The 19,664-nt window shown below is 31.1% G+C and carries 18 protein-coding genes; 5 read left to right on the top strand and 13 right to left on the bottom strand.

The features are described 5' to 3' along the window. Window positions 1–15: 15 nt before the first annotated feature. Window positions 16–2,259, top strand: coding sequence for a M4 family metallopeptidase (locus RBH29_RS04530; protein ID WP_306695505.1), 2,244 nt, complete (start codon window positions 16–18; stop codon window positions 2,257–2,259). A 102-nt stretch (window positions 2,260–2,361) separates the two neighbouring features. Here RBH29_RS04530 and RBH29_RS04525 read toward each other — a convergent pair whose 3' ends face one another. The 11 genes from RBH29_RS04525 to RBH29_RS04475 all read right to left on the bottom strand — a co-directional run bounded on the left by RBH29_RS04525 (window position 2,362) and on the right by RBH29_RS04475 (window position 12,868). Beyond that, the gene (locus tag RBH29_RS04525; protein ID WP_306695504.1) at window positions 2,362–2,856 is read right to left on the bottom strand and encodes a hypothetical protein; all 495 of its coding nucleotides are present in this window, start codon (window positions 2,854–2,856) and stop codon (window positions 2,362–2,364) included. Window positions 2,857–2,872: 16 nt separating this feature from the next. Next, complete coding sequence (locus RBH29_RS04520; RefSeq protein WP_306695501.1) at window positions 2,873–3,352, bottom strand: hypothetical protein; 480 nt, start codon at window positions 3,350–3,352, stop codon at window positions 2,873–2,875. Between the two features lie 13 nt (window positions 3,353–3,365). Next, window positions 3,366–3,560, bottom strand: a complete 195-nt coding sequence (locus tag RBH29_RS04515; protein ID WP_306695499.1) for a hypothetical protein — start codon at window positions 3,558–3,560, stop codon at window positions 3,366–3,368. 90 nt (window positions 3,561–3,650) lie between these two features. Continuing rightward, window positions 3,651–4,532, bottom strand: a complete 882-nt coding sequence (locus RBH29_RS04510; protein WP_306695498.1) for a hypothetical protein — start codon at window positions 4,530–4,532, stop codon at window positions 3,651–3,653. Beyond that, a complete protein-coding gene (locus RBH29_RS04505) occupies window positions 4,529–5,512 on the bottom strand; it encodes a hypothetical protein (protein ID WP_306695496.1) in 984 nt (327 codons plus the stop codon). Before RBH29_RS04505 ends, RBH29_RS04510 begins: the two co-directional genes overlap by 4 nt. Further along, window positions 5,490–6,959 carry an ATPase, T2SS/T4P/T4SS family gene (locus RBH29_RS04500; protein ID WP_306695495.1) on the bottom strand — a complete coding sequence of 490 codons (1,470 nt, stop codon included), beginning with the start codon at window positions 6,957–6,959 and terminating at the stop codon, window positions 5,490–5,492. Before RBH29_RS04500 ends, RBH29_RS04505 begins: the two co-directional genes overlap by 23 nt. A 17-nt stretch (window positions 6,960–6,976) precedes the next feature. Beyond that, on the bottom strand, window positions 6,977–7,804 hold the full coding sequence (locus RBH29_RS04495; RefSeq protein ID WP_306695493.1) for an ATPase: 828 nt from the start codon (window positions 7,802–7,804) through the stop codon (window positions 6,977–6,979). Next, complete coding sequence (locus RBH29_RS04490) at window positions 7,788–8,657, bottom strand: flagellar biosynthesis protein FlgA (protein ID WP_306695492.1); 870 nt, start codon at window positions 8,655–8,657, stop codon at window positions 7,788–7,790. The genes RBH29_RS04495 and RBH29_RS04490 overlap by 17 nt, the downstream gene beginning before the upstream one ends. Next, window positions 8,658–10,376 (bottom strand): protein kinase domain-containing protein, encoded by a 1,719-nt coding sequence (locus tag RBH29_RS04485; RefSeq protein WP_306695491.1) that lies wholly within the window; start codon window positions 10,374–10,376, stop codon window positions 8,658–8,660. Between the two features lie 508 nt (window positions 10,377–10,884). Then, the gene (locus RBH29_RS04480) at window positions 10,885–11,097 is read right to left on the bottom strand and encodes an alpha/beta-type small acid-soluble spore protein (protein ID WP_306695490.1); all 213 of its coding nucleotides are present in this window, start codon (window positions 11,095–11,097) and stop codon (window positions 10,885–10,887) included. A gap of 178 nt (window positions 11,098–11,275) precedes the next feature. Next, window positions 11,276–12,868, bottom strand: coding sequence for a DUF342 domain-containing protein (locus RBH29_RS04475; RefSeq protein ID WP_306695488.1), 1,593 nt, complete (start codon window positions 12,866–12,868; stop codon window positions 11,276–11,278). 225 nt (window positions 12,869–13,093) lie between these two features. Here RBH29_RS04475 and RBH29_RS04470 point away from each other — a divergent pair, with 225 nt between their 5' ends. Then, window positions 13,094–14,302 (top strand): D-alanyl-D-alanine carboxypeptidase family protein, encoded by a 1,209-nt coding sequence (locus RBH29_RS04470; protein ID WP_306695486.1) that lies wholly within the window; start codon window positions 13,094–13,096, stop codon window positions 14,300–14,302. Window positions 14,303–14,418: 116 nt separating this feature from the next. Further along, window positions 14,419–16,158, top strand: a complete 1,740-nt coding sequence (locus RBH29_RS04465; protein WP_306695485.1) for a B12-binding domain-containing radical SAM protein — start codon at window positions 14,419–14,421, stop codon at window positions 16,156–16,158. Between the two features lie 35 nt (window positions 16,159–16,193). On the opposite strand, the gene RBH29_RS04460 is transcribed toward RBH29_RS04465, so the two are convergent. Further along, window positions 16,194–16,616, bottom strand: a complete 423-nt coding sequence (locus RBH29_RS04460) for an ATP-binding protein (protein WP_306695483.1) — start codon at window positions 16,614–16,616, stop codon at window positions 16,194–16,196. Window positions 16,617–16,854: 238 nt separating this feature from the next. Between RBH29_RS04460 and RBH29_RS04455 the strand changes: the two genes are divergently transcribed. Then, the gene (locus tag RBH29_RS04455; RefSeq protein ID WP_306695482.1) at window positions 16,855–17,388 is read left to right on the top strand and encodes a hypothetical protein; all 534 of its coding nucleotides are present in this window, start codon (window positions 16,855–16,857) and stop codon (window positions 17,386–17,388) included. Between the two features lie 94 nt (window positions 17,389–17,482). Continuing rightward, window positions 17,483–18,400, top strand: coding sequence for a homoserine O-acetyltransferase MetA (metA, locus tag RBH29_RS04450; RefSeq protein WP_306695480.1), 918 nt, complete (start codon window positions 17,483–17,485; stop codon window positions 18,398–18,400). Between the two features lie 37 nt (window positions 18,401–18,437). Here the strand turns inward: metA and RBH29_RS04445 are convergent, their stop codons facing one another. After that, window positions 18,438–19,529, bottom strand: coding sequence for a polyprenyl synthetase family protein (locus tag RBH29_RS04445; RefSeq protein WP_306695479.1), 1,092 nt, complete (start codon window positions 19,527–19,529; stop codon window positions 18,438–18,440). Window positions 19,530–19,664: the final 135 nt, after the last annotated feature.

Genomic DNA, 19,664 nt, shown 5'->3' with positions numbered 1-19,664 from the left:
AGGGAGGTATTACAAATGAAAGGTTTAGCAAAAGTTCTGTGCATTATTTTGTTAGTGGGTATTATTGCAAGTGGCACTATTGTTAGTTATGGTGATGTAGAGGAAAGTAAAGAATTTACACCTGAAATAGCTTTAATGAACAAAACTAATGATGACGTAACATTTATTTCAGGTAGATTAACTGAAAGGTCAGAAGAATTACCGGAAGAGATAGTAAGAAGCGTTTATGCTAAAAGTTTTGAAGAACGGGAAGTAAAAGTAGATGAACTAGAATTTGAAATTACTGAACAGATTACAAATTCAATGGGGAGGACAGTTGTAAAAACTGTACAGGTGCAAGGTGGAGTCCCTGTATATGGAAGTGAAAAAAATTTTCACGTAAACAATGAAGGTGTTGTTGAAGTTGTATCAGGAAAAAGCATTGGGAACATAGGAGAATTAAGTAAAAAAAGCACTCCTTTAAGAATATCAGAAGAAGAAATTATAAATCTAATAGAAAGGGATTTAGGTTATAGAATTGAAATTTTTAATATGTCTTCACCTAAATTGATTCTTTACCCTGTTGATGATATTTATCAGTATGTTTACAAAGTTACAACAAGTATATTAGAACCAGAGCCAAATAGTTTTACTTACTATATTTGTGGAGAAAATCTGGATGTTATTAATGTAGAGAGAGTTGGAGCCGACTCACAAAACAGCGTTTGTGGAACAGGAGTTGGTGAGTTTGGTCTTATTGAGGATTTAAAGATGGTTGAAGAAAATGAGATATTTTATTTAATTAATCCAGATGAAAATTTTGAAACTGGTGAAGCAGTAAACTTTCAAGTATTTAACAACACAGAAAATCATTTTGAAGCAGATCCAGATTTGCCAATAAGCAGACTTACACATGGAGTTGATGCACATTATAATTTAACTAAAATAATAGAATTCTTTAATGACCATTTTAATCGAAATTCATATGATGATGAGGGAGGATTAATAAGGTGTAGAATAATGTTTGGACCTCATAATGCACGTGCAGAACCATATGGTAATTGGGGAGATCATAGTGAGGTTTGGTTTTTTAACAGAAAACCTCTTGATGAAGAGGGAAATGAGATTACTGAGGGAAAAAGCACAGCTGCTGCATTGGATATTGTAGCACATGAGTTTACACATTTAATACTTTACCATGAAGGATTGGACTATAATGATGGTCAGGAAAATATGGCTTTGCATGAAGGATTAGCAGATACATTTGGAGTTATCAGTGAATATGCCTTAGAAGACTATCTTTTAAGTGAGGGAGAGTTTGACTGGTATATAGGCGAGGATACAGGGAAGGTCATGAGAAATGCCGCATATCCTGAAATAACACAGTATAGCGATGTTCCAAACATGGATCCTTTTATACCACATAATGCAGGAGGAGTTATTACAAAGGCCGCATATCTTATTGCAGAAGGTGGCACTCACAATGAAAAAGAAATAGAAGCCATAGGTTATAGTAAGCTTGCAGGTATATTTTATAAAGCCATGACTGATGGTTATGTTGTACCCCAATCATCACTGAAAGATTTTGCAGGTTATGCTGTTACTGTTGTAAATTTACTGAAAAATGAACAGTATAGTCATAGTAGCATAAAAGGAGAAGACAGCATTTATTACTGTTATGATGATGTTAACACTGTCATAGATGCTTTTACTTCAGTGGAACTATTGCTAGGAGCACCTGGAAATTTTGAAATGACAGATGTAGAGGAGTTAGCAGTAGATTTTACATGGGATGCCATTTCGGAGGCTAATTATGGAATATATAGAAAAGAGACAGATTCTGAAGAGCAACCTGAAAAAATAGCACAAACAACAGAAACTGAAATAACTGTGGAAACTCTTCCAGGAATACACGATTTCTACATAGCATTAGTTGATGAAGATGGAAACAGAATATCAGGTTTTAGTAATGCTGTAACTGTTGAAGCATATTTAAATGAACCTGAGAATTTAAGGATATCTAAGGAAATAGGTCTAATAACGAAGGTTAAATGGGATTATAATGAAGCATCATGTGTTCGTTATGGTATATATGCAAAGCCATCATGGTCAGAGGATGAGCCTGAAAAAATAGCGGAAACATCAATTAAAATGTTTTTTACAATTTCCCTATGGGGAAGTTATGATTACTATGTAGCAGTTGTAGATGAGAATGGTGAAAGAATATCTGATTACAGCAATAAAGTAACTGTTAAAAGTTCTATATTTTGCTTAAATTAAAAAAGTTTTAAAAATACAATTACGGCTGTGTTGCAATAAGTAGCACAGCCGTGTTTTTGATTTAGCTTTAGCTAAACGACTTCACTCACTTACATAGGCTTGTTAGTTTCTTACAAACAGTAGAAACGTTCGCTCTCCTGTCAACATATAATCAGAGCTAAGAGAGTTTTCAGCAAGATTTAAATATTTTGTCTTAAAATTATATATTGATGCTGCCTTTAAATTAACTTCACTTACTATTTGACCTGTTATATCATCTTCATATTCATCTATTTTAACTGTAATATTAAAATCATTATAATTTTCGTTTTCACAAACAAAAATTATTTCATTTCCATGAATTGAAGATAAACTCAAATTCATAGCATCTTCAAATGCCTCACAAAAATATTCTATAAATAATTCTTCATCCACACTTGCGTGAAGATCTCTTCTACTGTCTTCTTCAATACTTCTATCTTTAGCTGCACGAAAAGAGTTGGTTAGAGCAGATGTTAATATCACTCTTTCTCTTAAAATATTTACAGTCTCCACCATTGGTTCTATAATTATTGACGTCAATATTATTATTAATATACCTATTGCAATATTTTTCAATAGTCCTCATTCCCATTCACTCAAAATAATAGTCTAAATCTTTATAATGCTTAAGACCTGTTGTTGTAATAGAAAAGGAAACAGGTAATTCTCTTTCATACTCCTCACCCCAAAGAGTTATTGTCAAAGGATAAACGGCACTTATTTCAACTGTTATAGGGGTGCCCCGTTGTCTGTAAGGTTTTTGATTTTCTGATAGTTCTTCATAATATGTTTCATTATCGTTTCCTATAGCACTTGTGCCACTTTCATTAATAGCTGTTATTTCTATAGCTCCTGCGTTTTCCCTGAATATAGGTCGATCACTGAGTCTCTCCATTGCATCGTCATAATAAGACTGTTTTATGTAATTATCACTGGCAGCAACTTGGGATATGTTAAAAGTTTCAATAATCAATGTCATATACCAAGGAAAAAAGAAAATCAGGTTTGTAAACAACAGCATACATATGGTTACAAGTATTGTTGTCAGCAAAGCCTTTGCTATACCCTGCATTTATTACACCGCCTTAAGATATCAAGTTTTCTATTTGTTCCATAAATAAATCCCATATCTCTCCAATCCAACCATCTAGGTTATTTTGAACAATTACAATAATAAAACCTATAATTACTATGACTGCAACAGTTATAGCAATTTGTTTTACTCCAAACTCTCCTGATTGGTCTTTTAATAAATTTCTAATTATTTTTTTAGTTTTCATAAATAATACCTCCATTTTCTTTTTATTGAAATATTTCAAAAGATGCTAAAACGTACAACTTGTAATCTATATGAAAAAAATTTTCTTTTTTCACTGAAACATTTTTAAGGATGCCAAAACCATAAATAGATAATATATAGCGATATATATCATAAGAACTACAATTAGTATAAGCTGTATTCTTGAATTAGTGCTCTGTCTTTTTTGAAGCTCATTTTCTAGTGCCCTTATTCTATATTCGTCTAATTCATTTTTAAGGTAAGACATTTGTGATATATTGTCATAGCCGTTAAGACGTGTTTCCATTATGTCACAAAATTTTATTATATGATGAAGAGGAACACGTTTTTTAAGTTGTTTTATTGCATATTCTTCTCCATATACCATATTGTCAAGCATTACCCCAAGTTCATCTGCCATATCAGGTCCAGCATTTTTAATATAGTCTTTTATAACATCAGCAAGATAAATATTTACCGATTTAGAGTACTGATAGTAAACCATGCTGTAAAAAGAAGGGAACTCAAAAGAGATATTTTTATCCTTTTTTTCTATTATCTTTTCAAGCTCTTCTACCGGGTATAACCATCCTAATACTATAAATATTGCAGCTACACATCCTAAAAGTCTGTTTGCACTTGTCATAAATACAGTTAAAATCACAGCTCCCGATGTATACATTAATTGATTTATTCTTATTTCTTCTGGTCTAATTCCAAGGTCTAGCCTGTCAATAATCTTTTGAAATCTTGTTTTTTCAGCATTTCCAATTAAATTTCTTACATATTTGAATGCAAACTCTTTTTTTAAGCTATTAAATTTTTCTTTAAACCTTACATTTTTACGTTCTTTCATGTACATGCGAACATGCTTTTTCTGTTTCTTGCTTACAGGTTTAAAGAAGGGATAAATTATAACTTTAATTAAGTATAAAATTGAAATAAATGCACAAAGTTTTGCTAAAAAAGTCAATGAAATTCACCTCCTGGACCTAGATTACCCTGAAGTGCCTGACATCTGGCAAAACTTAAACATATAGCACTTATAAGAACAGTATTAATAAGCTTTCCTAAATCACTATGTATCATAAATTCCCTGAACTCTTGAACAGTCAATGCATATATAAAAAATAGAATAATAATTATAGTTTTTAGTATGAAATCTCTGTTCATTTTTCTAAAAATTCTATCCTTTCTGGTGTTTATCTCCCTTAAGACAGCATTTTCATCTACGATGTCTAAAAATATATCTGCCATACCTTTTCTTTCATTGTATTCAAATACAATTGCCTTTTTAGTAAAGTTGTCAAATTTAGGGCCTAACTGTCTGTTTAAAAGGGTTATAGCCTGTTTGAAAGAGTAGCCGTTATTTTCACAGTTGTCTATAAACTGCTGAAAGAATGGTCTTATATTTGGACTTATGTATTCATCACTTTCCATTACTTTTTTTATTGCAACAAGAACACCTTCACGAGCTAAAGGACATATCAAATCCTCAGCATCCATTATGTTTTCAAGTTTTTCGGCTTTGATTGATTTAGATTGCATTACAAAGTATGTAAGTATTCCAATAAAAATTGAAACTGCAATAACTACAGACAATGTTATGTTTTGCATAAAAAATACAATAACAAGAACACTTATAGCAAAAAGTATACATAGTATGGACGTAAAACTTTCAAGGGTAAAAGGCATATTAAAGTCAAGTATAAGTCTTTCAATCAATCTATTATACTTTGCAAAGATATTTTCTTTTCTTTTTACAATTCTCTCTTTTTTTATACGTTCAATATATCTTTTTGTATTATATTTGCCCAAGCTCTCTGCCATATTATCCAGTATGTTAAGGAAAGCATTTAAGAATCCTTCAAAAAATTTAATTTCAAAAACTATATTAATTAATGCAAATGCTGCTATTCCAAATATAATACTAATAATTAATGTTAAGTCCATCTGGTTCATACACCTCTTTTTCTAAGTCTTTTGGTGGTTCTGTCAAAAAATTAAATCTGCTTTTTTTAATTCCTGATTTAAGCATTGATTGTTGAACTTTTTCAGACAAACTTCCAACCCTTTTGTGTTTTCCAAGTATTTTAAGTACTTTATGGCTTCCTTCTTCTTCTAAGACATCTTCACAGACAAACTTATAAATTGGGTTTATTATTGGCTCTAATCCATCTGAACCTAAGATTTCTGATATAGAAGTTACCTTTCTGGTTCCATCTGCTAATTTTTCTTGATAAACCACAAACTTAACAGCATTGCATATATTTCTAAGTGCAAGTTCTGCCGGCTCATTAGATGCCATAAGATATGCTGTCAAAAATCTATATATTGCTTCTCTGTCTCCTTCAGCATGAAGCGTTGTAAAGAAATAATGACCTGTTTGAGCTGCTCTTAGAGCAGTTGCAAATTCTCCTGGTGTTCTAAGTTCTCCCGGTCCAATCCAATGGGGAGATTGTCTCATAGCATTTATAAGAAGGTTTTCCATAGTTGCCGGACTAGAATCATCATCGTCTGGAACAGATTCATACTGCAAAACATCATTAATTATTCTTCCATGTTCACTGTTACCTTCTCTACGAATAAGTCTCATTTCAGATGGATTTTCTATAGTTATTATCCTAGACATAGGATTAATTTCCTTTACAAGAATTTCATTTAAAGTGGTTTTACCACTTCCAGTAGGACCTACTGTAATCCATGATAAATCTGATTTTGGAATAAGTGAAAGCAATTTAAACATGTTAGTTGAAAAGGATTCATTTTTTATCATTACCTCTGGAGTAATGCTCTTTTTGCTAAATTTTCTGATAAGAAAAGCCGGTGCACTATATGGAGATATTTCTCCATGAGTTGCATTTACCCTGTAGCCTTCAATTGTCCTAGCATTAACCATGGGTATCTTAGGCGTAAGTCGAACTTTAGACACACCTATAAGTTTTGATATTATTCTTTCCATATGTTCTCTATCATTAAAATTTTCTTCCCACCTTAGAGTTTTACCTCCGCTTTCAACAAAAATTTGATCAGGAGCGTTAGCCCGTATTTCATCTATTGAAGCATCCTGCATGGCTTTTGTAATTGGGCCGTAATGAGTTATTTCATTTGTGAGAGACTTTTTTAAATCTGATAAATCATTAAAACCTTCTACTACAGGTTTTTGTGAATCTACAAATTCATAAATATATGCTTTTGTCATTTCACGTTTTCTGGCCGGGTTGTGTTCTCTTCTAAAAGCATTTGTTGCAATTTTTGTAATGTACTTTTGGCATAATTCTAATGCTTCATCAAAACTAATGGTTGTATATTTCTTTTTTAAATGTTCACCATCTTCATGCTTATTGGACTTATAAGATGTCTTTTGTTGCATATTACTGATTTTACCTCTGTTAAGCAAATTTTTTCACCTCACTTTTACTGTTCTGAAAGATTATCTGCAAGTTTATGTAATTCTCTTTTAAAATATTTATTTATCAAAGGATTATCTTTTACATAAATCCTTCCTTCAAGAGAGTAGGTTATGGCAGATTTAACAAAAGGAATTTTTGCAGCAATATTAAATCCCATTTCCTCAATAACTTTGTAGTCATAGTCTAGGCCTAAAAGGTTCATTAATATTACACTGGTAAATTTTGCAGTGCTTATTCCCACTGAATTTGCATAATCTAAAAGTTTCATCATGTTTCCAGATACTTCGATTCTCTCTGAAGCAGTAAAAAAACCTACATGGCAGTTATTCATTGCTCCAAGGCAGAATTCTAAAGGTGGATTATTGGGAATGTCAATTAGCACAATGTCGAATGTATTTTTAAGCGTTGATATTACACGTTCAATATTTTCAAAATCAAAATCATAGTACTCTTCCATTAAATCGTGGGGACTAGGGGATAAAAGATATAGTCTTTCATATCTTGTATGAAGCATTTCTTCACGTATATCAACCTTGTCACTTTTTAACACCTTAATTAACCCGTCAGACTTTTTATTAGGCTTTACATCTAAAAACTGATATAAATTTGGATAAAAAACCTTTAAATCTACAATACAGGTATTCAAGCCTTTTTGACTGAGAAGATATCCTAAATTGCTTATTAAAAGTGCATTGTCCACAAAATCACAGGATGGAAGAAATCCAACTACACTATATATAAGCTTATTTTCTTGAAGCTCTGAACCTATTAACTCTTTTGAAGATATCTTACTTATCATGCTGGAAACTCTTTTTTTACCTTTCAAGTCCATATAGTCCCACCTCATCCCTAAAATCCAGTATAACATCGCTATCTGCTCTGCTTAACATGGTTATTAAAAAAGCTTTATCAGAATAGGCATTGTATTTAGCAAATTCATTCATTTGTTCCTTTGTCCCTTCAAGCAAAAGGGCTCTTGGTTGAATGTTGTTTAAAAAGTCTTCACTTTTCATAACGTCTTGTCTAGAATCTTCATCTAACTTAAGAACTTCTTGATACACTTCATATACTGATTGGCTGTTTGCGTTTAACATATCTTTTATAACAATGCTTTCAAATAAAATATCTGTTTGAATTGTCCTGCCTCTGGTTCTTGTTAGAACATTGTTGGGACTGTTGTCATCAATTGGTTCATCTGTTTCCACTTCGTATGATACACGTATCCTTACCCTGTCACCTGGCATAAGTATGTCGCCGCCACACTCTAAAAGGTTGTAGGGAAGGGTAAGTACTTCATTTTCTTCATTCATTTCGTAGAGCCATTCATTTCTAAGAGGCTTTTCATCTGTAAATTGATCTTCATAAATGATGCTGTTTTGTCTTAAATAATATTTAGTGAACTTACCTAAAACATCAGAAATATCCTCAGCTAAAACCATATCTTCAGTGTATTCTCTTTTTATAATGTTATATTTTTCAATTTTATCTTCTGTTAAAACTACAAAAGCAGGAATTCCCTCTCCAGATCTTACTCTAAGAACTTCAATTGTATCTGTTGCAGCTTTGTCAGCATTAGTTAATATTGTATAAGAGATTACAATAACTCCTATAGCAAAAATAATAGCCAGTATTTTTTTAAACAGCTTTTTACCTGGTGAGACGCTCTTTACATTACCTAAATCCATTTATCCAATCCCCTCCATTAATCTTAATAATATATTTCCATACATTTCTTCAGAATTTTTTGTTATATTTATTATCGGAACATCTCTTTCAATTTGTAAGTCAAATTCCTGAATATATGGAATAATACCTGATGAAGATACTGGACTTACAAAATACTCACTTAATCCAGAGGTTATAACCTCACATACTCTTTCTTGGGTAAAGATTTTTTTCTGAAATCTAGATCGATCATTGTATTTAGTTATTAACAATTTTAACTTTACATTTATATTTGACATTTGTTCTTTATTGAGAGCTACTTCCATATTTCTAAGGCAACTGAGTATTGAATAAATATTATTTGAAACACATAGCCCGAATATATCTATGTGTATAAGAGTTTCCTGAAAGTTTTTCATTAAATCTAAAGGCATATCTAAAATTATCAAATTGAATTTATTTCGAAAAAATGACAGCATGCCAATGAGTTTTATATTATTGTAAAATTGATTTATAAGCTTTACATCGCAAAATTCATATCCTAATGATGTAAGCCAGAAATTATCCTTGATGTTAAATGAGGTGGTCATATAATCTTGTGGTCTTGCAAGTGTTCTTACAAGTGAAGAATTTATTTGTTCATCTTTCTTTGTTTTTTCATAAAATGCACTAAAATACATATTCATGCTTCTGTAATCAATGTCCATATCTATTATTATGGTACTTAATCCTCTTTTTGAGGCAACAGAAGCTAAGTTCACAACTGAACTTGTTACTCCAGATCCTCTATGGCCTGTAATTGCAACAATCTTACTCATGCCGCCACTTATGCTTTTAAAAGATCTGTCTAATTGGTTTATTGGTTCACCTTTTTGTTTTGTTATAAGACGATTTAAAAAAGATTTTTTCTTTTTAGAATCATTTTTTTTAAAAGAATTAGAATTTCTAGGGATGGTGCTGGAGTTGTCATTAAAATTAAGTGATTCTAATAGTTCTTTCACTGACTGATATCTCTCATCAGGGTTTTGACGAGTACATTTATCTACTATTCTTTCTATTTCTTTTGAAAGATTTTGATCAAAACATCTTATGGGTTTTATCTGATAAGGTGGATCATTAGGTCCTATTCCTGTCAAAAAATGATAAAGGGTTATTCCTAAGCTATATATATCTGTTTTTTCATTTGTCTGTCCACTTCCGTATTGTTCTGGTGCGGCATATCCTTTGGTTCCTATATATACGGTATCAGTAGCTGAAGATGTTTTATACTCGCGAGCTATTCCAAAATCTATCAGCTTAATCTTGCCATCTTTTGTAAGCATAATGTTTGAAGGCTTCATATCTCTGTATATTATAGGATTGGGCTTAAAGGAGTGAAGATATATAAGCACATCACATATTTGAATAGCCCAGTCAATTACAATTTCTTCAGAGAACCTTCCACATTTTCTTAGTTCTTCATCTAAAGTACATCCATCAATATAGTCTATAATTATATAAAATTTTTCATCATCTTCAATAATGTCAAAAATTCTTGGAAGTGCAGGGTGGTTAAGTCTTTTTAGAATATTGGGTTCAATGTAAACATCTATTTTAGAATCTGGTTCTTTTACTATTTCTTTAATTGCCCACAGTGTGCCAAGCTTAACATTTTCAGCCAAATAAACGGTGCTCATGCCACCTCTTCCAAGAATGTCTATTATTTTGTATTTTCCATCAAAAAGGTCATTGTTAATCATCTAATCACCATCTATTCTTAGTATAGAGCATATTGTAATGCTATATTGTGATGCTAATAAACCCCTTGTTGTATTTTGGAAACATGTGAAATTTATTAAAACAAAGTTTTAAAAAAATGACTACAGAAAAAATTTTTAATTGATAGAGAGATACTTTGTCTTTTTGAGACACAAAACTGCTATTTGTCACAGATATATGAAAACTAAATGAAGTCTTTACTTAGGGCTCTGGTGCTTAGAGCCTTAACAATCGAATTTGCTTTAATTATGATTTGTTTTATTCACTTATATCATTTTACTTCTAATATAAACTCTTACTAACATTTTATCAAAATATGTATGTGAAAACAAGTCCCAAATATTTTAGGGTGTGTATATTAAGTGTGAAAAACAATGTTTCAGAAACTAAGTTTTGCAGTATAGAGCATGTAAATTGTTTTATATATATAAAAGCCCGATGCAAAATAGCATCGAGCTTTTATTTTTTTATAACCTAAAATTACATAAGTTATCTTGAAGTGTCGCCTAAACGTTCAGCTGGATAGCTGTTTCCAGTGTAAGTCTGAAATACTTTTTTAACAATATTTCCACCTATTTTACCAGCTTCTTTTGAAGTTAAATCACCATTATAACCTTGTTTTAAGTTAATGCCAACTTCCTTGGCTATTTCATACTTCATATTATCAAATTGAGTTTTACTGTTACTATTATAATTTGCCATTACTATCACCTCCTTAGTCTTATTTTTTCAAAAATAGCGTCTATTATGAGTAGAAAGTTTTACTAAAGATTTTTTACGTTAACTTAAATTTTGACATAGAAATATTTTATGTATAATAAATTTTTATATACCAAGTGTTAGAGAGCATTTTATAAAACATGGAGATGTTATAAGATGTTTATATTTCTCTTATTTTCCCATCTTGGAAAAAGAAAGTTGTATGAAGACGAGGATTTTTTATTTCTATTTGGCGATTTTTTATAGAAACACAAGAATTTGGATGAATTCTTTTAGTGATTTCAATTTCACCTTCGCCTTTTACATTGGAATATCTAGAAATGCTTTTTTTATTTTCTTCTAATACTTTTATTTCATCCTTAATAGACATAAGCCTTTTTAGCCTTCTATTATACTCAGATGTTTGTTGTGGAGTAAGAGATTTGATTGTATCTGCTTTCATCAAAGCTTGCCTTATTTTAGACATTGTGGTTTTTAAATCATTTATTTTTTTATCTATGTTATCTAATTCACATAAAAATGCATTTTTATTAAAACCAGCAACCTCTAATATAGTTCTTTTTTCTAATGTTGTACCTAAAATAGGGGCAGAAATTTTAAACTGAGCTTTAGTTAGTCCGCCTATTATACATCCTTTCAATGATTCAACATATACTTCCTCAGCATATATATTGCTATTAATACAGTAAAAACCTATATATGCAGAACCACCACATTGTATTGTTACGTTATCAACAAATTTTATAAATACATTTTTTTTAGCTTTTATTTCGACATGATTTTTAGAAGCGATTCCACCTTTAATATAGATATTTCCTTCAAGACTTTTTATTCCCTTAATATTACCAAGACCTAAAGAACCATTTATTTCTATATCCTTTGTGGCTTCAACATGAAACCCATCAGCAACAATTCCGGTTATAGTAACAAATCCGTCAAACTTTATATTTCCTGTTTTAAAGTCAACATCTCCATCAATTTCAAGGTGATTGGAAACAGTGATAGAACCGTCATCATTGTAGCTAACAGCTCCGTTTAATTTTGAAAAGATAAGAGTTATCTTTTCCTGATGTGCTTCATAAACAGTTTTTCTATCGTATTTTAAAGGATGGTTTTTACCGTCTGCTGCTGGTATGCTAGTTCCATAGACAGATTTTCCTTCAATACCCTTAGTGGCATTAATTCTTTCGCCAAGCCAATCGCCAATTTTAACCTTGTTAATTAGCTTTAAATTATAGTGGTTTACTTTGCCGTCTTCTTTAATCTCTGGTTTGGGTTCACTTATTTCATACATTTTAATTTTGCTGTCTTCTCCATGCTGAGGAGGTGTTCCTTCAGCAATTGTGTAAGAGGTATCATTTTTCAATTCGTTAAAAAATATTTCTTGTTTAATGCCATGAGATATACCCTTTTCGCCTAAAAAGGCATATACTTTTTTTGTTAATTCTTTTCGGCATGAAAGTTCCAGTTCTTCTTTAGATAAATGAAGAGTTAGTGATGCTTTTAATTCATCATCACTAACAACTAATTCCATTGCTTGTGTTATTTTACCTATTAATTGAGGGGGGCTTGGAGCGACGTTTAGTACATTCCTTACATGTGTGTGGTTATCGATAGCAACATAGGGATACATAGAAATTATTTCATTGAATTGTTCTAATGAAAAGCCAGATTTAATTGTTTCAAGGTACACTTCATTGTTTTTTGCAAATATAATCACATATTCGTTACAGTGTATAGTTTGATTTTTCATTTATCGTTCCCCCTCACAAAGTGTATCGGTAAATTTATATCATACCTTAACAAAAAAGTATACAGAAAAAATATTCCTGTTTTAAAGGCTTAGAGTCAAGCGGAATAGCAAAGGTAAAAAAACTTTACTCTTCCAGTTTAAATTTTTACACTATAGTAATTATAAAGTTTGTATAAACTTCATATATTTATATGGTTATATCATTTAAATACAGGGTGTGATATTTTGACAAAAAAATCAATTATAAGTATTTTGTTGGGCATTGTAGTTTTGGCAAACCAATTCATGTATCTAAAAGGAGATGATTTTGACGAAAATGAGCCGTTAAAAGAGGTAGTTTATATTGAAGGTGATACTTATAGTGGGATTAAACCTCCTAAAATCAGTGCTGGTGCAGCAGTTATTTTAGATACAGTTAGTGGAAGGATTTTATACGAAAAAAATGCTCATTCAAGAAAAGCCATGGCAAGTACAACAAAGATAATGACAGCCATTGTCGCTATTGAAAATGGAAATCTTGATGATAAGGTTAAAGCAAGCAAAAGGGCTGCTTCAATAAGGGGCTCAGTGATAAACCTTAAAGCAGGAGAAGAGCTAATTTTAAAAGAGCTTCTTTATGGTCTGCTTATAAAGTCAGGTAATGACGCTGCTATAGCTATAGCAGAACATGTTGGCGGTTCTGTAGAAGGATTTGCAGAAATGATGAATAGTAAGGCAAAAGAATTAGGACTTAAGGATACAGCTTTTAAAAACCCACATGGTTTAGATGCTAACGGTCACTATTCTACTGCATATGAGTTGGCTAAGCTTGCACGTTATGCATTAAAAAATCCTGTTTTTTCTGAGATAGTAGGTACAAAAAACACTACTATAACAAATAGAAGTCTTCATACAACAAATGAGATGCTTAGTATATACCCAGGAGCTGATGGAGTGAAAACCGGTTATACAGGAAAAGCAGGAAGATGTCTTGTAACATCAGCAACAAGAGATAACTGGAGAATCATATCTGTTGTTTTAAATTGCTCAAGCAGAACTACAAGGGCACAAAGCAGTAAAGATATTTTAGACTTTGCTTTTTCTAATTATAAAATTTATAGTTTAGCTGAATTTGGCGAAATAGGAGGCAGGGTTAATGTAGATAGAGGTAAAAAGGAAGAAGCCTTAGCAGTAGTTATGAAAGATATCAAAATTCCTTTGACTTTACCTGAAAAAGAAAAATTAAAAAAAATAATAGTTGTAAAAAGAACTATAAATGCACCTGTATTTGAAGATGTTGAGGTAGGAGAAGTAAAATTTTGCATTGATGACAAAGTGATTGCAAGGTCAGGTTTAAAGACAAAGAATAAAATACCTAAAAAGGAGTATGGTGACTATTTTAATGAAATATTATATGTATGGTTTTCTTTAATAAAAAAAGTTTGTGATGCTTGACACTGCTTTGTCTAAGTGCTAGAGTTAAAGTCAAGATGGCGTTGTTGGGGTGTATGCACATACCCTTAAAATAGATGGTTGAGTATTAGAATAAGATAAATGGAGTTTTAAAATATATGAAAGTACTTTTAACAGCTATTAATGCAAAGTATATACACTCAGCTCTTGCACCTTGGTATCTTTGGGCAAGTTGTAAAGATTATTTTGATGACATAGAGGTAAAGGAGTTTTCTATAAATGAAAATTTAGAAGATATTCTTGGAAATATCTATTTTAAGAAATGTGATGTGGTAGCTTTTTCATGTTATATATGGAATATTGAACATGTCTTAAAAACATCTGCTAATTTAAAAAAAATAGCTCCTGATATAAAAATTGTCCTTGGAGGTCCTGAGGTTTCACATAATGCGGAGGGCATTTTAAATAACAATAAGTATATTGATTATATAATATCAGGTGAGGGAGAATTTAGTTTCAGGCAATTATTACAGTTTTTTGAGCATAAAAATATAAATATTGATGACATAAAGGGTATAGCCTATAGAAAGAATAAAAAGGTGGTTTCGGGAGAAGAACCGGCTTTAATAGAAAATCTTGATGACATACCTACAGTGTATACAAAGGAAATGATTGAATCGGTAAAGGATAAAATTATCTACTACGAATCCTCAAGAGGATGTCCTTTTTCATGTTCTTATTGTATATCATCTACTTTTAAAGGAGTAAGGTATTTTTCAATGGATAGAGTGAAAAAGGAGTTAAAAACATTATTAGATGAGGAAGTAAAGCTTGTTAAGTTTGTTGATAGAACATTTAACTGTAATAAAAAAAGAGTTATGGAAATATTTAAGTTCGTAATAGAGAACTCAGTTAATACATGTTTTCACTTTGAAGCTGCTGGAGATTTGTTTGATAGTGATATGTTAGAATTATTATCTAAAGCCCCAGAAGGTATAATACAATTTGAAATTGGTGTTCAGTCTACAAATGAACCTACGTTACAGGAGATAGACAGAAGGACAAATACTGAAAAGGTGTTTTATTATGCAAAAAAATTGATAGACTTAGGAAATATCCATGTACATCTTGACCTAATTGCAGGTTTGCCTTATGAGAATTATAGTTCATTTAAAAATTCATTTGATGAAGTCTATAATTTAAAACCTCATAAGTTGCAGCTTGGTTTTTTAAAAATGCTTAAAGGTTCAGAAATACGTAAAAACTCTGAAAGTCACCATTATTTGTACAGGGAATATCCACCCTATGAAGTGCTCCAAAACAAATATTTAAGCTTTGAAGAAATATTTAAATTAAAAAAAATAGAAAAGTTAGTTGATCGGTACTATAACTCTGGAAGGTTTTGTAAAAGTGTAGACTATATTATTAAAAATTATTTTTCTTCACCCTTTGAATTTTATGAAGATTTAGCTTCCTTTTATGAAAAAGAAGGTTATTTTAATCGTTCAATTTCAAGTAGAGAGCTGTATACAATACTTTTAAAGTTTATAGATGTTTTAAGCATTGATAAGGAAATCATCTCTGAATTAATGAAATTTGACTTTTTAACATCTCACAAAAACACTAATATACCAGAGGGCATAGAAAAAATTCATATGCCAAAACTAAGAGGAAAAGTATCGGAGTTTTTGAAAAACAAAGAAAATGTAAACAAGTATCTTCCTGAATACTTAGGTGCATCAGTAAAAAAAATAATTAAGAATATTCATTTTGAGCCATTTAGGCTTGATGTTACAAATAAATTCGAACGAAAAGAAAATTTAGAAATAATTCTATTTAATTACAATAAAAAGAGTAAAGTTTTAGGGCTTTTTGAGTTTAAAAAAATTGATTTATAGTTTTTATATAAACATTTTTAAAAGAACCAAAGATGTTAGACAGATATGAAAACTGATATTTTAGTTCCTTTAGGTTTGTTTGATGCAATTACCATATTATCTGATAGTTTGTTAAGTATCATAAGTCCCCAGCCTCTGTCTTTTATGCTATTTAAATCCTTACATTGATTTTCCAAATTTAATATAGAAGGGTTTAAGCCAGAACCTTCATCAGTCATTTCAAGAAGTATTGAATGCTTTGTTTTTTGCATTGAAAAAGAAACCTTTCCAGAATTTTTACCATATCCATGTTCTAAAGAGTTAATCAATAGTTCATGGGTAGCACTTTTAAGTTTGAAAATTATTTTTTCATCGGAAGTTAAATTGTTTATAGTTTCTTCACATAGAAAAAGAAATTTTTCTATACTGTCTTTGTCAAAAGGTATGAATGCTTCTAATGTATACTTTAATATTTGCATAAGTTAGTCCTCCATGAGTAAAATATTCACTTTTAACTATAATTATATCATATCCCATTGATAGCTGCAATCAAAGTGTATTTCCTTATTTCCTACCACAGGTTTGCTCCTTGAATTTTATGTATTTGTTTGATATATTAATTGCATACAAGGAATAATTTAATGATGAAATTTTCGATTCAGAGTCGGATTTTTCCATTGAGGTATTTCTAAATTTAAAATGAAAAGGTGGAGTACTATGATTGAAGAGAAAGACAAACAGCTGTTGCAGGTAATGTCTCGAGCAATAAATCAGTACCTAAAGGCTGCGGGTAATTTGTCTGATAAAGCATTTGACGAAATGTCAAAGCATAATGGACTTTACTGGAGTGAATTAGAGGAACAAAAAACAACTATTGAGCAATTGATTAGTGAAGATAATAAGAAAGACGAAGAAATAGACAATAAGAAAGATGAAGAAACAGACAATAAGGATAAAGAAAATGCTCCATTAATGCTTTATAATTCTATGATAGAATATTTGAAAAAACAAAAAGTTATTGAACACCAGTGGGTGAAAATATACTATACAAAATGTCCCCAGCAGGATAACAAGGATTTTGAGATAAAATACTATGAACACAAGGATCCATATGCAGTTCATAAAAATTATATTTTATTTGGTGATACTAAAAAAAATTATTCTATAAAAAGAGAAAGAGGAGAAGTGGTTGGAGATACAGAAAAGTGTTTAAATTATATATTAAATCTTCGACATAATTTAGGTCTTTAATAATTCAACTTAGAAAAAACATTGACTGATTTTAATAATATGTAGTATCATTTATAATAATGTAAGTAATGTTATATAGAATGGATGATGAAATATGCCAATTAAGATACCGGATAATTTGCCGGCATTTAATGTTTTAAACAATGAAAATATTTTTGTTATGGGGGAAGATAGAGCGTTCCATCAGGATATTAGACCACTTAAAATAGCTATTTTAAATCTTATGCCTACTAAAATCATAACAGAAACGCAGCTTCTCAGACTTTTGGGTAATTCCCCCTTACAGGTTGATATAGTGCTTTTACAGCCTAAAACATATACGTCTAAAAATACACCTGAAGAACATCTTACTGAGTTTTATGAGACTTTTGATACAATTAAAAATCAGAAGTTTGACGGGATGGTTATAACTGGTGCACCTGTGGAGCATTTAGAGTTTGAGCAGGTAGATTACTGGAAAGAACTTGAAGTTATTATGGAATGGAAAAAACACAATGTTATGTCAACACTTCACATATGTTGGGGAGCTCAGGCTGCTTTATATTATCACTATGGTATTAAAAAGTATCCCTTAAAAGAAAAAAAGTTTGGGATTTTTAGCCATGAAGTTACCAAAAAGAATGTAAAATTGATAAGAGGTTTTGATGATGTTTTTTGTGCTCCTCATTCAAGGTATACTGAAACCAGAAAAGAGGATATTGAAAAGGTTAGCGAGTTGGAAATATTATCTGAGTCTGAAGAGGCAGGAGTTTACTTAATTGCAACTAAGGATGGACGTAAGGTATTTGTGACAGGTCACTCTGAGTACGATCCTTTGACTTTAAAAACTGAGTATGAGAGAGACATCGCAAGAGGGCTTAAGACTAAAATTCCTGAAAACTATTTTCCAGGTGACAATCCAAATAACCATCCAATAGTAGATTGGAGAGGTCATGCAAATCTTCTTTTTTCAAATTGGCTAAATTATTACGTTTACCAAGAAACTCCATTTGATGTGAGCAAAATAGAATAAAGGGGAGGAATTATAGAAATTCCCCCGCCTTTGGTGATTATAAATCTCTGTTAATCATAAAATCAGCCCAGCACAGCAATAAGTTCTTGTACTTTGAATCTTCTATTTCATTAAGATTTGGAAGAGCTTTTTCTATATATTTTTGGGCTAATGTTTTGGTGTGTTCTACTCCATTTAACTCTTTAAAGAGTTTTATCACATTTTTAACATCGTTTTCAGAGGCATCTTTATTTCCTAAGACATTAAATATAAGGCTTTTTTGTTCTTCATTTGCATTTTTTAAAGATTCTAGAACAATTGTAGTTTTCTTACCTTCTCTTATGTCAGAACCAATTGGTTTTCCAAGTATTTTTTCATCTCCGACAATACCTAAAATATCATCTTGTAGCTGAAATGCAATTCCACAGTTACTTGTAAAATCTTTTATGGACGTAACCTGACTATCGTTTATGTCGGAAGTTCCCTTACCAATCATTGCTCCTGCCAGTCCGGAAAAGCCGTATAGCACTCCAGTTTTTCCCCACATCATGTTTATTATATCATCTTCGGTAAATTTCATAGCGGCTTTGCTGTCTGTCATTCCCATCTGTACATCAACAGCTTCCCCATAAATAAGGTTGCCAACAGCGTATGATTCCATATATTTAATAATTTCCAAGGTAATACATGGGTCTATCCCCATTTTAGTGGTTGTTTCAATGAGGAAAGTTATTGACCAGGCATGTTGTACATCACCAGCTAAAATTGCAATATCTTTTCCGTAATCTTCGGCTAACTTGTCACTTAGTTTTAAATCAGCTTTACCAGCATCTTTAAGTAAAAGGTGGGTAGTAGGCTCACCTCTTCTCAAACTGTCATTATCTATTATATCGTCATGTACCAAAGTCCAAGTGTGAAAAAGTTCAACTGCGGCGGCAGCGGGTATAGCAACTCGTTCTTCTCCTCCTAAACATCCACATGACATGATAAGGACAGAAGGTCTTAAACGTTTTGCACTTCTGTAAACATAACTTATTACAGCATCGTACATGTGCTTAGGTCTAAAATATTTTTGCACATCACTACCTTTTATGTATTTTACAAGATCCTTTTCTTTTTCTTTTAAAAATTCCATTAATTCAACGCTCAAACTAAAAACCTCCTAATTTTATAAAATAAACTTTGATTTTACCTTCTATTTCCATATGGCATTTAAACAGTACCTTAAATAGTTTATAATATAAATTTAAATCAAGCAAGGTGCATTCTATTTAATATATTTACT

It is taken from the genome of Herbivorax alkaliphila (assembly GCF_030848475.1).
In the GTDB taxonomy this organism is placed as follows: domain Bacteria; phylum Bacillota; class Clostridia; order Acetivibrionales; family Acetivibrionaceae; genus Herbivorax.
This window is presented reverse-complemented; position numbering and strand designations above follow the sequence as displayed.

Bases quoted from the DNA above. Each gene is read 5' to 3' on its own strand.
- metA (WP_306695480.1), top strand. From the start codon at position 17,483: ATGCCAATTAAGATACCGGATAATTTGCCGGCATTTAATGTTTTAAAC.
- RBH29_RS04475 (WP_306695488.1), bottom strand. From the start codon at position 12,868: ATGAAAAATCAAACTATACACTGTAACGAATATGTGATTATATTTGCA.
- RBH29_RS04530 (WP_306695505.1), top strand. From the start codon at position 16: ATGAAAGGTTTAGCAAAAGTTCTGTGCATTATTTTGTTAGTGGGTATT.
- RBH29_RS04520 (WP_306695501.1), bottom strand. From the start codon at position 3,352: ATGCAGGGTATAGCAAAGGCTTTGCTGACAACAATACTTGTAACCATA.
- RBH29_RS04480 (WP_306695490.1), bottom strand. From the start codon at position 11,097: ATGGCAAATTATAATAGTAACAGTAAAACTCAATTTGATAATATGAAG.
- RBH29_RS04515 (WP_306695499.1), bottom strand. From the start codon at position 3,560: ATGAAAACTAAAAAAATAATTAGAAATTTATTAAAAGACCAATCAGGA.
- RBH29_RS04460 (WP_306695483.1), bottom strand. From the start codon at position 16,616: ATGCAAATATTAAAGTATACATTAGAAGCATTCATACCTTTTGACAAA.
- RBH29_RS04485 (WP_306695491.1), bottom strand. From the start codon at position 10,376: ATGATTAACAATGACCTTTTTGATGGAAAATACAAAATAATAGACATT.
- RBH29_RS04495 (WP_306695493.1), bottom strand. From the start codon at position 7,804: ATGGACTTGAAAGGTAAAAAAAGAGTTTCCAGCATGATAAGTAAGATA.
- RBH29_RS04465 (WP_306695485.1), top strand. From the start codon at position 14,419: ATGAAAGTACTTTTAACAGCTATTAATGCAAAGTATATACACTCAGCT.
- RBH29_RS04490 (WP_306695492.1), bottom strand. From the start codon at position 8,657: ATGGATTTAGGTAATGTAAAGAGCGTCTCACCAGGTAAAAAGCTGTTT.
- RBH29_RS04505 (WP_306695496.1), bottom strand. From the start codon at position 5,512: ATGGACTTAACATTAATTATTAGTATTATATTTGGAATAGCAGCATTT.
- RBH29_RS04455 (WP_306695482.1), top strand. From the start codon at position 16,855: ATGATTGAAGAGAAAGACAAACAGCTGTTGCAGGTAATGTCTCGAGCA.